Origin of the sequence: Bradyrhizobium sp. SZCCHNS3016 (genome assembly GCF_032484535.1) — a bacterium.
GTDB lineage: Bacteria > Pseudomonadota > Alphaproteobacteria > Rhizobiales > Xanthobacteraceae > Bradyrhizobium.
The window spans coordinates 148,785-163,076 of sequence record NZ_JAUETE010000008.1 but is presented as its reverse complement, the minus strand read 5'-3'; the positions used below and the strand labels follow the sequence as shown (position 1 = coordinate 163,076).

The window sequence follows — 14,292 nt, the reverse complement described above, 5'->3', positions numbered from 1 at the left end:
GACTTTGCATGAACGCGCGGCCAACGCATGGTTCGCGCGTTCATTGATTCACAGCGTTCGGAATGAAGATGCCGTCCTTCGGGCCTCTCGCTTTTCCTCTGCAGGCCCTGAGCTGGCTCGGCAATCAGGGCACCCGCGCCATCGTCGCGGTGCTGCTGGCGGCGATCGCCGTGCCGCCGCTCGGCGAGCTGGCGCGCCCCTACGTCACGCACGCGATCTTCCTGCTGCTCTGCATCTCGTTCATGCGCGTCGACGTCGCGATGCTAACAGCGCACCTGCGCCGCCCGCTGCTGGTGGTGGCCGCGACGGCCTGGACCACGATCGCCGTGCCGGCGCTGGTCGGCTCGATCGGGCGCATCACGGGCGTCGATGCCACAGCACCCGACCTGTATCTCGCGCTGATGCTGCAGGGGACGGCCTCGCCGATGATGGCCTCGCCCGCGCTCGCCGCGCTGATGGGGCTCGACGCGACGCTCGTTCTCATCACGCTGGTGACCTCGACCGCGCTGGTGCCGCTGACGGCGCCGCTGTTCGCCTATATGTTTTTGGGCGAGACATTGTCACTGTCTCCGGCCGCGCTAGGGCTGAAGCTCGCCGCCATCCTTGCGGGCGCGCTGGCTGCGGCCGCCGCGATCCGCCTTGCCTTCGGCATCGATACGATCCGCCGCCATCGCGCGCCGATCGATGGCTTCAACGTCCTCATCCTGTTCGTGTTCGCCTCCGCCATCATGGCTCATTTCCTGGCCGACCTGACCGCGAGCCCGTTCCGCATGCTGGGACTGGCACTGCTCGCCTTCACCGTGTTCTTGCTGTTGCTTGGTACCACGATGCTGCTGTTTCGCGGCGCGGGCCGCGAACGCGCCATGGCGCTCGGCATGATGGTGTCGCTGCGCAACATGGGGCTGATGCTGGCGGCGACCGAGGGCGCGATCCCGGGCACCACCTGGCTGTATTTCGCGATGAGCCAGTTCCCGATTCACCTTGCCCCGCAGTTGCTGCGGCCGCTCGCCGAGCGCTTGCGTCCCAAGGCGCTTCCATCTGGCGGGACCGATCACAGCTTGATCAGCCCTGCATCGGAATGAGGCAGAGCAGCAACGGCCTGCGGCCGCTTCGGCATGACGCGACGGCCAGCCGCTTACTATCAAGGCCGACATGGTTGTTGCTGGCGTGCAAGGCCGGCGCTACGCTCCGTGCCTGTTGGTGCAGGAGGATTATGTGACCACGTCAGACGATCAGAAAATTTCCGAAGACCGCCGCGATGCGCTGCGCTACGCGCTCGCCATCGGATCCGGTGCCGCGCTCGCGTCCGCCATGACGACGACGCCCGCCTCGGCGCAAGCGGCCGACAACACGCTCGACCGGGTCCGCGCCAACAAGGTGCTGCGCATCGCCGTGCTGCCGGGCGAGCTGCCCTATTTCAACAAGGACCTCGCCTCCGGAACGTGGTCGGGCTTCTCGATCGAGATGGCCAACGACATCGCCAAGCTGCTCGACGTGAAGCTCGAATATGTCGAGTCGACCTACGGCAATTCGGTGCTCGACCTGCAGGCCGGCAAGATCGATCTTGGCTTCGCGCTCAACCCGACGCCGCAGCGCGCGCTGGTCATCGACTTCTGCGGCACGGTGTTTCCGCATCCGTTCGGCGCGATGCTGAAGAAGGGGATGGAGGCCAAGACCTGGGCCGACATCAACAAGCCGGAAGTGAAGATCGCCGTCGACGTCGGCTCGGCCAACGAGGCGGTGGCGCGCCGTTTTGCGCCGAACGCGACCATCAAGTCGCTGAAGTCGCGCGACGAGGTGATGCTGGAGATGGCATCGGGCCGCGTCGACGTCGTCGTCAACGCGCTGATCCTGGGCCTCACCGCGATCGCCAAGAACCCCAATCTCGGCACCTACAAGATCCTGCAGTCGCCCTCGGTCGCGATCCCCTCCAGCATGGGCGTGCGCCGCGAGGCCGACAAGCGCTGGCGCGACTTCCTCGCGGTGTGGATCGACTACAACCGCGGCATCGGCCAGATGCGCGAATGGTTCGTCAAGGGCCTGGGGCTGGCCGGCGTCAAGGCCGAGGACGTGCCGGTCGAAGTGAATATCTAATATCTAAGCGAAGCCACGCTCTCTCCTACCGTCATTGCGAGGAGCGCAGCGACGAAGCAATCCAGGACCGCGCGTGCCGCCCTGGATTGCTACGCTTCGCTCGCAACGACGGAGGCATTCGATGATGTATCGCCTCACGCCTTGTCGTAGGTCATGCCGCGCTCGAAGCGGCGGCCGAGCAGCGTCGCCGGAAACAGGATCGCGAAATAGATCAGCGCGATGATGGTGTAAACCTCGAGCGGCCGATACGTGTCGGCGTTGATCAGCGTCGCGTTGTAGACGAGATCCGGCACCGCGATCACCGACACCAGCGAGGTGTTCTTCAACTGCGTCACCGACTGGTTGACGTAAGGCGCCAGCATCGGCTTCAGCGCCTGCGGCAGGATCACGAGCCGCATCATCCGCCACGGACGCAGACCCAGCGCGCGCGCCGCATCCCACTGCCCGCGCGGCACGCTCTCGATGCTGCCGCGCACGATCTCGGCATAGAACGCCCCGGCATAGAGCGACAGCACGGTGACGGCGGCGACATGCGCCGGAATGTTGATGCCGATCACCACCGGGAACGCGTAGTAGAACCAGATGATCTGCACCAGCAGCGGCGTGCAGCGGAACAGCTCGATATAGCCGATCAGCAGCCAGTCGATCACCACCGGGCGGCGCAGCCTGACGATGCCGACGACGAGCCCGATCACCGAGCCGAGCAGGATGGTGCCGAGCGTGTACGCCATCGTCCAGCCGAGCCCCACCCAGAACAGATGGCTGTACTTGGCGAGGATGGCGAAATCCCAGGTATAGTTCATCGCAGCTCCGGCGTGACGCGGTCGCGGCCCCTCACAGATACCGGCTCGGAGCAAAGGCGGAGGCGTCGAACGGCGGCGCCTCGCCCGCGATCATCGCGGCGATCGCCGCGCCCGTGGCCGGCCCCGTGGTGAAGCCGATGTGCTGATTGCCGAATGCAAGCCACAGGCCGGAATGGCGCGGCGCCGGCCCGATCATCGGCAGCGAATCCGGCAAGGTCGGCCGCGCGCCGCGCCAGGGCTGGGCCACGGCCTCGCCGAACTCGACCACGCCGCGCGCCAGCGGCACCACCTGCTCGAGCTGGGCGAAATTCGACGGCGCATCGCGATCGGTCAGCTCGACGCCGGAGGTGACGCGCACGCCGTTCTCCATCGGCGTCATCAGGAAGCTGCCCTCGGCGTCGTGGATCGGACGGTGCAGCATGCGCGCCGGATTGGGTGTGAACTCCTGGTGATAGCCGCGCTCGAACGCCATCGGCACGCGGTAGCCGAGCGACCTGAGAATGTCCGGCGACCACGGCCCGAGCGCGACCACGACCTGGCGGGCGCGGATCTCGCCGTCGCCGAGCACGACGCGCCAGCCATCGCCGTCGGCCAGCAAGGCCCTGATCTCGGACTGGCGCAGCACGCCGCCCGCGCCCTCGAACATGCGCGCATAGGCCTTGGTGACGTTGCCGGGCGAATCGACCGACGCCGTCTGGCTATGCAGCAGGCCGACCTTGTAGACCGGCAGCAAATTCGGCTCGAGCGCCGAGATGCCCTGGCGGTCGAGCAGCTCGCTCTTGATGCCATATTCGGCCAGGAACGCCTGCTCGGCCTTGGCAGCTGCGACCGCATCGCTGCGCCACGCCTTGAGCCAGCCAGTCTCGCGGATGCGCTGCGGCTCGCCAGATCGGACGATCCAGTCGCGATGCAGCGTCAGCGAAGCGCCGATCAGGCCATGCAGCGCGGTCGCGCGCGGCTTGACGCGGGACTCCACGGCATTGGCGAGGAAGCGCAGCACCCATTCGAGGTTGCGCAGAGTCCACGATGGATCCCAGCGCACGGCCGCACTCCGATTGCGGAGATAGGACGGCAGCGCCGAGAACAGCGAGGGCTTGTTGAGCGGCAGGATCGAGCCGGAGGAGAGAATGCCGGCATTGCCATACGATGTCTCCTCGCCCGGCGCCTTGCGGTCGACCAGCACCACCGAGAACCCACGCTCCCGGATGGCGTAGGCGGAGGAGACGCCGACGATCCCCGCTCCCAGCACGACCACGTCGGCTGTCTGCTGCATACGCTCCATCGTCTCTCGATCCATCCGCCGTTTACATCAGGGTCAGGCCGCCATCGACCGGCAGCACCGCGCCGGTGACGTGGCCGGCATCTTTCGACAGCAAGAAGGCGACAGCCGCGGCGATGTCGTCGGACTCGGCAAGGCGCTGTTGCGGATTGGCAGACGCCGCCGTCTGCCACGCGGCCGGATCGAGCGAGCCGAGCCGTCCCGCATCCTTGCGCGTATAGCCGGGCACGACGACATTCGCCGTGCCGCCGCACGCAGCCAGCTCGATGGCCAGACATTTCACCAGCGCCTCCAGCGCCGCCTTGGCGGCGGCCGAGGCCGGGAAGGTGCCGCCCGGCACGAAGCGGTGCGCGACGAAGCTGGAGATCGCGACCACGCGCGCATGGGTGCTCTGCACGAGGTCAGGGAGCGCGGCGCTGGCGAGTTCATGAAAGGCCGCCGGCATCACTGCGAGTGAGCGGTCGAGCCCGTCGCGCGGCAGATCGCGAAAGCTGCGGCGGTCGGCAAAGCCAGCGGCATGCACCACCGCGTCGATCCGGCCGAAACGCGTTCGTGCCGCAGCCGCCAAACCGGTGGCAACGCCCTGCCTGGCCAGGTCACCGCAATGAAACTCGGCTTCGGCGCCGGCCTCCCGGCACGCCGCGGCGACGTCCCGCAGACGCGCGAGACCCGGTTCGTCAGCCCCCTGCCCGTGCAGCATCACGGCCTGCCCCGGCGCGGCCAGGCGGCGCGCCACGGCAGCGCCGATGCCGGCCCCGCTGCCGGTGATGATGGTGACACGCATCGCGCCCTGGTCTGCCCCTCGTTTCGCGGGGCGGACTATAGGTCCCGGACCTGCCGATGCCAACACGCGGACGGACATGCGCCGATGTCCGCCGCGCGGGACTGCCTGTTACCTCAGACGTTCGGAACCGTCCGAGCGAAGCTGATAAAATCAGTTGCTCAGCATTTGGCGCCGACGCTGCACGTCTTGGTCGACTGGGAGATCGTGCCGCCGGCCGTGCGGCATGCGGCGGCATTGGCGTTCACGCAGGCCACCTTCACCGACGTGCAGCCCGCATGATCGTTCTTCACACATTGCGTCTCGCTATAGGTGCTCAGCACGCTGCCGCCCTTCTTGCAGACGCACATTCCGGTGAGTTCGGCCTTCGCCGCAAAAGCGCTGTCGAGACCGCCGACCGCGGCAGCAACGAATAAAATCAGGTAAAGCAATACGCGCATCGTATCCTCCATGAACAGTGGCAATGCGCTCACTATGAGCGCATCCTGCATATTATACAACTTTAAATTGCTTCAATTGCCGACGAGGATCTCTGCCCGCGGCTCCTCGTCCACTGATGCAGGTCAGGTGGTGACGCGTGCCGCGCGCCGCAGGGCCTGCGGCGGCTGGCCGAAGGCGCGAATGAAGGCGCGACGCATCCGCTCAGGATCGCGAAAGCCGGTCGCTTCCGCCACCAGCTCGATCGGCTGATGCGAGGCCTGCACCCGATCGCGCGCCACTTCCAGCCGCAGACGCTCGATCGCCTTCGACGGCGTGGTGCCGGTCTCGGCGACGAAGGCGCGGGTGAAATGCCGCGTGCTCATGCCGGCACGCTCGGCGAGATCGTCGACGGTCAGCGGGGCATCGAGGTGCTCCCGCGCCCAGGTGAGCAGATCCGCAAAGCGGCCGCTCGGCGCCTTCAGCTCCAGCAGCGAGGAGAACTGCGACTGCCCGCCGCTGCGGCGATGATACAGCACGAGCTGCCGTGCCGTCTTTTGCGCGATCTCCTCGCCGTGATCGTCGGCGACCATGGCAAGCGCGAGATCGATGCCGGCAGTGATCCCAGCCGAGCTCCAGACATTGCCGTCGCGGACATAGATGCTGTCAGGCTCGAGCTTCACATGGGGGTAGGCGCGCAGGAACTGCCGCGTGCGCTGCCAATGCGTCGTCGCGCGCCGCCCGTCCAGCAGGCCCGCTTCGGCCAGCACGAAGGCGCCGGAGCAGATGCTGGCAAGACGGGTGCCGCGCTGCGCGACCTTACGGACGAAGTTCAGCGTGCATGCGTTGCGGCTCGCCGCTTCCACGCCCTCGCCACCGGCGATCAGCAGCGTGGTCAGCGCCGACACCGGACCGAATTTGCGCGCCAACATCTCAGCCCCCGACGACGACCGCACGGGTCCGGGCGTGGCGGCGACGACCCTGATCGATGGCGCGGCGCGCGCATAGCGCGAAGCGATCTCGAACACCGAGATCGGCCCGGCGGCGTCGAGCAACTGAAAATCGGGATAGATGAGCACGCCGATCATGGTGGATGGCTCCGTGATCTCAAGTCCGCGATCCCAGGTGTGAAATCCAAGTCTGTCCGGAAACGAGGGAACTTTGGCATATCAGCCATCCAGCGGACCATGCAGAATGACGGCCGTCAAGCACCAGACCCTGCGAGCACCGCCATGGCCCAACCGCTCTCGATCGCTCTCGTCCTGTTTCCACATCTGACCCAGCTCGATCTCACCGGTCCAGTGCAGGTGTTCTCCAGCGTGCCCGGCGCGACGCTGCATCTGGCGTGGAAGAGGATCGAGCCCATTCCGACAGACTCGGTTCTCACTCTGATGCCGACCACAACCTTCGCCGCCTGTCCGCAGGCGGACGTCATCTGCGTTCCCGGCGGCTTCGGCGTCGACGCCATCCTCGATGATGCTGAGGTCATCGGCTTCATCCGCCGCCAGGCCGAAGGGGCCAGGTACGTCACGTCGGTCTGCACAGGCTCGCTCGCGCTCGGCGCCGCCGGCCTGCTGGATGGCTATCGCGCGGCGACCCATTGGAGCGCGCGCGAGTGCCTGCCGCTGTTCGGCGCGACCGTCAGCACCGAGCGCGTCTGCATCGACCGCAACCGGATCACCGGCGGCGGCGTCACGGCCGGCATCGACTTCGCGCTGACCCTGGTGGCGCAGTTGGTCGGTCGTCAGACGGCGGAGGCGATCCAGCTCCGGCTCGAATATAATCCGGCGCCCCCTTTCACCGCCGGTTCCCCCGACACGGCGCCGCCCGAAGTGGTGTCACGCATGCTGGAGCGGATCGCACCTTCCCGGAAGCGGCGGATTGCGGCGGCGGAGCATGCGGCGGCCGCCCTCAGGACCAACCCGACGTAGCGCAGGCTTGGCAGGCTCCCGAAAGCAAAGAGGCCGCCCGGAGCTGGGGGCGGCCTCTTCCGATCGGATCATCTTGAGCGAAATCGAATCAGCTGCCGGGAGTCCAGGGCTGATAATCACCGGTGGCCTTTGGCCTGCGACCGCTGGCCAAGGTCGAGCCGGCCGGGCGATACGCCAGTGCAGTCCCCGTCAGGTTCGGCTGATGCGGCTTTTCCCACTCGCGCGGCTTGTAGCCGTCCTGAGTCGGCGGCACGTCGACCATATGATGCATCCAGGCGTGCCATTCGGGCGGAATGCGGCTGGCTTCGGCCAGGCCGTTGTAGATCACCCACCTGCGCTCGAAATGCAGCACCGGATCGATCTTGCCGCCGGCGGTCCGGTAATAGCGGTTGCCTTGTGCATCCTGCCCCACGAGCTCGCCGAACCGCCAGGTCCACAATTGCGTGCCGAAAGTCTGGCCGTTCCACCACGTGAAGAGCTTGAGAAAGAACTGTTTCATGGGCTTGGGGCCGGTTCTGTGAAGGTCCCGGCTCTGATGCCACCCCGCCCGCATCTTGTCCAGTGTTGCACCGCCTCCGCCCGCGACGATGTATCGGTTCGCGGCGGGGAACGACATCCGCGGCCTGCGGTTAGGTCATTTTCCCCTGATGGAGCGATAGCGATGACCAGACTGAAGACATGGAGCACTGCGGCGGCAGTGGCGCTGATTCTGCCGCTGGCGGCAGCGACGACGAGCTTTGCCCAGGGTCCCGGCGGCGGCGGTCGTGGTCCGGGCGGTGGTGGTGCCGCCATCGGCGGTGGCGGGGGCGGTGGCGGTGGCGCGGCTATCGGTGGTGGCGGCGGCGGCGCGATCGGCGCCGGCGGACGCGGCGGCTTTGCGGCCGGCCCGGGTGGCGGCGGCATGAGCGGCGGCAGCTTCGCCGGACGCGCAGCCGTTGGCGGCGCAGCCCTGGCGGGTCGCGGCCCGGCGGCCGGCGCCAACGTCGCCGTCAACACTGGTGGCGGCCGCGGCAACTGGAGCGGCGGCAATTGGAGTGGCGGCGGCTGGCAGGGCGGTCACCGTGGCGGCTGGCATCGCCGCGGCGGCGGCTTCTGGCCGGGTGTCGGCGTTGGCGTCGGGATCGGATTGGGTAGCAGCTATGCCTACTACAATGATCCGTATTATTACGGGCCCGACTATTACTCCGACTACTCGTACTATGACGACTCTGCGCCTGTCGCCGTCATCGGAACCGAAGGCGTCGACCCGAGCTATTGCGCACGCCGGTACCGCTCGTATGATCCGGCTTCGGGAACCTATCTGGGCTATGACGGTTTTCGCCATCCATGCCCGTAAGAATCTGACGTAGTAGCTGCGACAATAAGGCGGCGAGGCTATGCTCGCCGCCTTTTTCGCGCCGCATTGTTGTTTGTTCTGTGTCTGAAGCGCCACGTTGCAGGCTGATTTTCGCCCATATTCCAAAATGTGCCCCGCGACATGCAGATGATCCGCCCGTTCCGGTCCAATATCGTTTGAGCTCGTGATTCTGCCCGTACGGGCCGTTTCGCAGGCTGGGTTGATATCTCTCGATGGGCACATGGATTTTCGCGGGACTCGCGCAGTGCAAACGCCGCGGGTGAGCGGCTTGGGCCTGCCGCCCGCGAACGCGCCAGGAACTTCGAACAAGGAGGCGCGCCTTGCCGACATATCTTCACTGCTTGGACGCAGATCGCAACTCGGATGCATGTGGCTGGCCGCGGTGATCCCCGGCCCAGCTGGCGGACATGTCGATGATTGAGAAACGCAGATGACCTATCAGCGCCTCGCATTGGGGCTCGGTCTTGGAACGCTGCTGGCGATCGGCGCTGCGTCCACGGCGCTCGACATCAAGTCGCGCCACGACGCGGCCTGGGTGAATTCCTCGCTCGACATCCTGCAGAAGACCTCCGATCTGCGCCTGCTGCTCCGCGAAGCGGAAGCGACCTCTCGCGGCTACGCGCTCGTCGCTGACGATCAGTTCAGGACGGAGTTTGCCGATGTCAGCACGAGAATCCCGGTCGCCGTGGCCGAGCTGCGGCGCGCCGTGGCCGACAATCCCGAACCGCTGGAGCTTCTGACCGAGACCGAAGCCCTGATTGCCCGCAGGGTCGAGCTCGCTGCGGAGCTGATCCGGTTGCGCGCCGCCTCGGATCGTGAGGGGCTCGAAGCGCTCAGAAGCCGCGCCGAAGGCCCGGCGACCATGAGCGAGATCACGGCCCATCTCGACCGTTTCGTTGCCGATCAGCGCAAGCTGCTGACGCAGCGTTCGATGACGTCGAAGGCCACCGGATCGCTGCTGCTCACGATCGACCTGTGCGGCCTGGCGCTGCTGCTGATCATCGCCTTCTATCTCATCCGGCGGACGTATCTGCACGATCGTGCGCTGCGCGCGTCCCTGGTCCGCTCCGAAGCCGAGGCCATCTCGCTGGCGGAAAAGGCCGAGCAGCAGCATCTCGACTTGATCGCCGCCCATGAGAGGCTGCGCCATTCCGCCGACATCCTGCAGAGCACGTTCAACAGCATGGCAGAGGGCGTGCTCGTCATCGATGCCGCGGACACCGTGGTATTCTCGAACCCCGCGGTCGAACATCTGCTCGGCTACAGCCCGGGAAAGAATCTGACCGACGTCCGCGCGCACCTCCGCGTCTACGAAAGCGACGGCGTGACGCCGGTCGCAGCGCACGACCTGCCGACGCCGCGAGCCTTGCGGGGCGAGAGCTTCGACCGCCGCGAGCTGATCGTCTACCGGCCCGACCGGGACGAGACGCTGCGGCTGATGATCTCCGGCCGCCCGCTGCGCGACGCCGCCGGCGGCATTACCGGCGCGGCGATGGTCTATCACGACATCACTACGGCGCACGAGACCGAGCGGCTGCTGCAGCAGGCGCAGAAGTTGGATGCAATCGGCAAGCTCACCGGCGGCGTCGCACACGACTTCAATAACATGCTGACGATCATTACCGGCACCATCGAGACGCTGGCCGACGAGGTGAAAGACCGCCCCGCCGCCGCGGCGACCGCCGCGCTGATCGGACAGGCGGCAGACCGCTGCACCGAGCTGATCCGGCATCTGCTCGCCTTCGCCCGCAAGCAGCCGCTGCATCCGCGCGACAGCGACGTCAACAGCACGATCCTCGACATCGCAAAGCTGCTGCGTCCGACGCTTGGCGAGCAGATCGAGATCAACTCGATCCTCGAAGAGGAGACGCTGATCACGCATATCGATTCGGCGCAGCTCGCCAACTCGTTGGTCAACATGGCGATCAACGCCCGCGACGCGATGCCCAATGGCGGCAAGCTGCTGCTGGAATCGCGCCGGGTGGAGCTCGATGAGGCCTATGCCTCAGCCAACGCCGGCGTGACTCCCGGATCCTATGTCATGGTCGCCGTCAGCGACACGGGTACTGGCATGTCGCCGGAGGTCCGCGACCGCGCCTTCGAGCCCTTCTTCACGACGAAGGAAGCCAGCAAGGGCTCCGGCCTCGGCCTCAGCATGGTCTATGGCTTCGTCAAGCAATCCGGCGGCCACATCAAGATCTACAGCGAGGAAGGACGGGGCACCACGATCCGGCTCTACATCCCTACACCCAAGGGACAGGCTGCGAGCCCCGCTCCGCCCGAGCCGCCGCCGCCGCGCGGCGAGGAGACGATCTTCATCGTCGAGGACGATCCACTGGTGCAGGATTTCGTCGTCACGCAGTTGCAGAGCCTCGGCTACAAGACTATCACCGCATCGACCGGAGTCGAGGCGCTGGCCAAGATCCACTCCGGCCAAAGCTTCGATCTCCTCTTCACCGACGTCATCATGCCCGGCGGCGTCAACGGCAAGGAGCTCGCCGAGGAGGCGCTGCGGCAGCGGCCCGGCACCAAGGTGCTGTACACGTCCGGCTATACCGACAATGCGATGGTCGAGCACGGCCGCCTCGACCAGGCGGCGCTGCTGCTCACCAAGCCCTATCGCAAGTCGGAGCTCGCCAAGATGGTGCGGCTCGCGCTGGCCGGCGCCGCCGCGGACGCCTTGGCCGATGACGCCTTGGCCGATGATGCCTTGGCCGAGAACGCCTTTTCCGAGGAGGCGCCGACGCGCGCTCACTTCTCCTGACTTGACCATCGCGCGGATTGGAACTGCAATCATCACGGAGCTCGGCGCCACAAATTCCGATGGAAACCTACCCCATGCAATTGGCAGGACGCGACGCGCTGCTTACAACTCACAACATTGGCTGACCGAACTATTCGCCATACACGATAGGGCAAGTCATAGTCACGATGCTGCTTGATCGACCGAGCGCATCCCGCGCCATTGGAAGCCACCGATGATCCGCCAGCGCGTGGTCATCAGGCTCGGCCTTGGAACTCTGCTCGCGATCGGCGCCGCGTCGACGGGGCTGGACATCAAGGCGCGCAACGATACCGCCCTGGTCGAGCACACGATGGAGGTGCTGGAGAAATCCTCCGAGCTCCGCGTCCTGCTGCGGCAGGCAGAAGCGGCCTCGCGCGGCTTCGCATTGTCCGGAGCCGACCGGTTCATCACCGAGCTTCGGGAGACGAGCGGACTTATCCCTGCGGCCTGGGCGGACCTGCAGGGGCTCGTCCGGGATAATTCCTCGCAGCGCGAGCGGCTGCGATCGATTGACGGCATCGTGCAGCGGCGCATCCAGCTTGCCGGCGAGCTGATCCGTCGTCACGCGGCGAACGATCGCGACGGCCTGCAGGCGCTGGCGGCGAGCGCGGCCGGTCCGGCGGCGATGACGACGATCAACCGGGCGCTCGACGCCTTCACCGACGACGAGCGCCGGCTGCTGGCGGACCGCGCCACGATCTCGCGACGGACCGGATCCTGGCTGCTGGCGATCGACCTCGCCGGTGTCGGCCTGCTGCTCCTGATGTCGGCCTATCTCGTCCGGCGCGCTCATCTTTCCGACCGGGCGCTGCGCTCGTCCCTCACCCGGTCGCAGGAGACCGCGACCTCGCTGGAAGCCCAGGCCATGCAGCAGCGCGGCGATCTCGCCGCCGCCTATGACGAGCTGCGCCGCTTCTCCGCCATTCTCACAAACACCTTCAACAGCATGGCCGAGGGCGTCCTCGTCGTCGATTCCGAAGGCACGATCATGCTGTCGAACCAGGCGGTGGGACGTTTCTTGGGAACGAATGTGGGCGAGACCTTCGCCGAGATGCTGGCCGCAAACCAATTCTACGAGAGCGACGCCGTCACCCGCATCGTCGACGAGGAGCTCCCGATCGCGTGGGCCTTGCGCGGGCTGTCGTTCGACCGCCGCGAGGTCGTGGTCAAGCCGACCGACGGCCGGCCGCAGTTTCGCCTGATGGTCAGCGGGCGGCCGCTGCGCAATTCCGCGGGCGCGATCAGCGGCGCGGCGCTGGTGTATCACGACGTCACCGACGTGCATGAGACCGAGCGCCTGCTGGAGCAGGCGCAGAAGCTCGATGCCATCGGCAAGCTCACCGGCGGCGTCGCGCACGACTTCAACAACATGCTGACGATCATCACCGGGTCGATCGAGGTCCTGATCGACGCGGTGCAGGACCGGCCGGCGGCGGCCGAGTTCGCGGCCCTGATCGGCAGGGCCACCGATCGCTGCACCGAGCTCATCCGGCATCTGCTCGCCTTCGCCCGCAAGCAGCCGCTACGTCCGCGCGACATCGACGTCAACGCCACGGTGGAGGACATCGCCAAGCTGCTGCGGCCGACCCTCGGCGAGCAGGTCGAGATCAGGACCGTTCTTGCCGACGAGGATCTCATCGCTCATGTCGATTCCGCGCAGCTCGCGAACGCGCTGGTCAACATGGCGATCAACGCGCGCGATGCGATGCCCGACGGCGGCAGGCTGCGCCTGGAGACGATGAAGACCGCGCTCGACGAGGCCGACGCAGCCGCCAATCCCGGCATCGTGCCCGGCTCCTACGTCATGGTCGCGGTCAGCGACACCGGCAGCGGCATGCCGCGGGAGGTGAGGGATCGCGCCTTCGAGCCGTTCTTCACCACCAAGGATGCCGGCAAGGGCTCCGGTCTCGGCCTCAGCATGGTCTATGGCTTCGTCAGGCAGTCCGGCGGCCACCTCAAGCTTCAGAGCGAGCAGAACCGCGGCACGACGATCCGGCTCTATCTGCCGGCGGCGCAGGCGGTGCAGCAGATCGAGCCGGAGCACGAGCAGGCGCTGCCGCATGGCCGCGAGACGATCCTGGTGGTCGAGGACGATCCGCTGGTGCGCAACTTCGTGCTCGCCCAGTTGCAGGGCCTCGGCTACACCACCCTCGTCGCCGTGCAGGCGGCTGACGCGCTGGCCATCGTCGATCAGGGCCGGGCGTTCGATCTGCTGTTCACCGACATCATCATGCCCGGGGGCGTCAACGGACGGCAGCTTGCCGACACCATCTTGGCCACGCGGCCCTCGCTGCGCGTGCTCTACACCTCCGGCTATACGGACGATGCGATCATCGAGAACCGGCAGCACGTGCCCGACGCGCTGCTGCTGACGAAACCCTATCGCCGCGCCGAGCTGGCGCAGATGGTCCGGCGGGCACTCGACGGTGCGCCAGCAGGCGACTGACGCCAGCTCACTCGCCCTCCAGCCGGCTCCAATGCACGAGGTCGGAGCACGTACTCCCTGAGGGAGCCGGCGGAAGAGCTCGATGACGACATCACGATCGACTTGCGACGGTCAGCAGGACCGCCCTGCCCCTGATTGCAGCTGTCCTTTCCAACTCGTCAAAACGTTGCGGTCGGGCCCATCCCGGCCGTCCCTGCCCCAATGTACGCGCATTGGTCCATATTGTAGACCACATGCAATCTATGGTATTGACCTTTGGCTTCACAGCCGGTATTGTTCAACCTATACGCACTGCCTTCGGCAGCTAAATCATCGCAATTTGAACCTTGCCCGAATGCTTTTGGATTTCCGGCGATAGGTCCACCTTATGGACCTTCCGTGTCGTTCCAGCCGGCACGG

Annotated in this window: 12 protein-coding genes; 6 read left to right on the top strand and 6 right to left on the bottom strand. The window is 66.5% G+C overall.

The window, feature by feature from the left end; translation table 11 throughout:
- The first annotated feature begins 68 nt into the window (after nucleotides 1-68).
- Nucleotides 69-1,082 (top strand): Na+-dependent transporter, encoded by a 1,014-nt coding sequence (locus QW881_RS17155; RefSeq protein WP_315755809.1) that lies wholly within the window; start codon nucleotides 69-71, stop codon nucleotides 1,080-1,082.
- A gap of 133 nt (nucleotides 1,083-1,215) precedes the next feature.
- Nucleotides 1,216-2,094: a transporter substrate-binding domain-containing protein gene (locus QW881_RS17150; RefSeq protein WP_315737759.1), complete on the top strand. Its 879-nt coding sequence runs from the start codon at nucleotides 1,216-1,218 to the stop codon at nucleotides 2,092-2,094.
- 134 nt (nucleotides 2,095-2,228) lie between these two features.
- On the opposite strand, the gene QW881_RS17145 is transcribed toward QW881_RS17150, so the two are convergent.
- The 5 genes from QW881_RS17145 to QW881_RS17125 all read right to left on the bottom strand — a co-directional run bounded on the left by QW881_RS17145 (nucleotide 2,229) and on the right by QW881_RS17125 (nucleotide 6,462).
- Complete coding sequence (locus QW881_RS17145; RefSeq protein WP_315755635.1) at nucleotides 2,229-2,897, bottom strand: amino acid ABC transporter permease; 669 nt, start codon at nucleotides 2,895-2,897, stop codon at nucleotides 2,229-2,231.
- A gap of 31 nt (nucleotides 2,898-2,928) precedes the next feature.
- Nucleotides 2,929-4,179, bottom strand: a complete 1,251-nt coding sequence (locus QW881_RS17140; RefSeq protein WP_315755636.1) for an FAD-dependent oxidoreductase — start codon at nucleotides 4,177-4,179, stop codon at nucleotides 2,929-2,931.
- A gap of 22 nt (nucleotides 4,180-4,201) precedes the next feature.
- The gene (locus tag QW881_RS17135; protein ID WP_315755637.1) at nucleotides 4,202-4,960 is read right to left on the bottom strand and encodes an SDR family NAD(P)-dependent oxidoreductase; all 759 of its coding nucleotides are present in this window, start codon (nucleotides 4,958-4,960) and stop codon (nucleotides 4,202-4,204) included.
- A 158-nt stretch (nucleotides 4,961-5,118) separates the two neighbouring features.
- Complete coding sequence (locus QW881_RS17130) at nucleotides 5,119-5,448, bottom strand: hypothetical protein (RefSeq protein ID WP_315755638.1); 330 nt, start codon at nucleotides 5,446-5,448, stop codon at nucleotides 5,119-5,121.
- Between the two features lie 72 nt (nucleotides 5,449-5,520).
- On the bottom strand, nucleotides 5,521-6,462 hold the full coding sequence (locus tag QW881_RS17125) for a GlxA family transcriptional regulator (RefSeq protein ID WP_315755639.1): 942 nt from the start codon (nucleotides 6,460-6,462) through the stop codon (nucleotides 5,521-5,523).
- 144 nt (nucleotides 6,463-6,606) lie between these two features.
- On the opposite strand from QW881_RS17125, the gene QW881_RS17120 reads away from it, so the two are divergent.
- Nucleotides 6,607-7,305 (top strand): DJ-1/PfpI family protein, encoded by a 699-nt coding sequence (locus QW881_RS17120; RefSeq protein WP_315755640.1) that lies wholly within the window; start codon nucleotides 6,607-6,609, stop codon nucleotides 7,303-7,305.
- A gap of 88 nt (nucleotides 7,306-7,393) precedes the next feature.
- Here QW881_RS17120 and QW881_RS17115 read toward each other — a convergent pair whose 3' ends face one another.
- A complete protein-coding gene (locus QW881_RS17115) occupies nucleotides 7,394-7,804 on the bottom strand; it encodes an NADH:ubiquinone oxidoreductase subunit NDUFA12 (protein ID WP_315755810.1) in 411 nt (136 codons plus the stop codon).
- Nucleotides 7,805-7,966: 162 nt separating this feature from the next.
- On the opposite strand from QW881_RS17115, the gene QW881_RS17110 reads away from it, so the two are divergent.
- The 3 genes from QW881_RS17110 to QW881_RS17100 all read left to right on the top strand — a co-directional run bounded on the left by QW881_RS17110 (nucleotide 7,967) and on the right by QW881_RS17100 (nucleotide 13,893).
- Entirely contained in the window at nucleotides 7,967-8,641 is a 675-nt protein-coding gene (locus QW881_RS17110; RefSeq protein WP_315737752.1) for a BA14K family protein, read from the top strand.
- A gap of 451 nt (nucleotides 8,642-9,092) precedes the next feature.
- Nucleotides 9,093-11,426 carry a CHASE3 domain-containing protein gene (locus QW881_RS17105; RefSeq protein ID WP_315755641.1) on the top strand — a complete coding sequence of 778 codons (2,334 nt, stop codon included), beginning with the start codon at nucleotides 9,093-9,095 and terminating at the stop codon, nucleotides 11,424-11,426.
- 214 nt (nucleotides 11,427-11,640) lie between these two features.
- Nucleotides 11,641-13,893, top strand: coding sequence for a CHASE3 domain-containing protein (locus QW881_RS17100; protein WP_315755642.1), 2,253 nt, complete (start codon nucleotides 11,641-11,643; stop codon nucleotides 13,891-13,893).
- The last annotated feature ends 399 nt before the right edge of the window (nucleotides 13,894-14,292 follow it).

Bases quoted from the DNA above. Each gene is read 5' to 3' on its own strand.
- QW881_RS17155 (WP_315755809.1), top strand. From the start codon at position 69: ATGCCGTCCTTCGGGCCTCTCGCTTTTCCTCTGCAGGCCCTGAGCTGG.
- QW881_RS17145 (WP_315755635.1), bottom strand. From the start codon at position 2,897: ATGAACTATACCTGGGATTTCGCCATCCTCGCCAAGTACAGCCATCTG.
- QW881_RS17140 (WP_315755636.1), bottom strand. From the start codon at position 4,179: ATGGAGCGTATGCAGCAGACAGCCGACGTGGTCGTGCTGGGAGCGGGG.
- QW881_RS17135 (WP_315755637.1), bottom strand. From the start codon at position 4,960: ATGCGTGTCACCATCATCACCGGCAGCGGGGCCGGCATCGGCGCTGCC.
- QW881_RS17130 (WP_315755638.1), bottom strand. From the start codon at position 5,448: ATGCAGGATGCGCTCATAGTGAGCGCATTGCCACTGTTCATGGAGGAT.
- QW881_RS17125 (WP_315755639.1), bottom strand. From the start codon at position 6,462: ATGATCGGCGTGCTCATCTATCCCGATTTTCAGTTGCTCGACGCCGCC.
- QW881_RS17120 (WP_315755640.1), top strand. From the start codon at position 6,607: ATGGCCCAACCGCTCTCGATCGCTCTCGTCCTGTTTCCACATCTGACC.
- QW881_RS17115 (WP_315755810.1), bottom strand. From the start codon at position 7,804: ATGAAACAGTTCTTTCTCAAGCTCTTCACGTGGTGGAACGGCCAGACT.
- QW881_RS17110 (WP_315737752.1), top strand. From the start codon at position 7,967: ATGACCAGACTGAAGACATGGAGCACTGCGGCGGCAGTGGCGCTGATT.
- QW881_RS17105 (WP_315755641.1), top strand. From the start codon at position 9,093: ATGACCTATCAGCGCCTCGCATTGGGGCTCGGTCTTGGAACGCTGCTG.
- QW881_RS17100 (WP_315755642.1), top strand. From the start codon at position 11,641: ATGATCCGCCAGCGCGTGGTCATCAGGCTCGGCCTTGGAACTCTGCTC.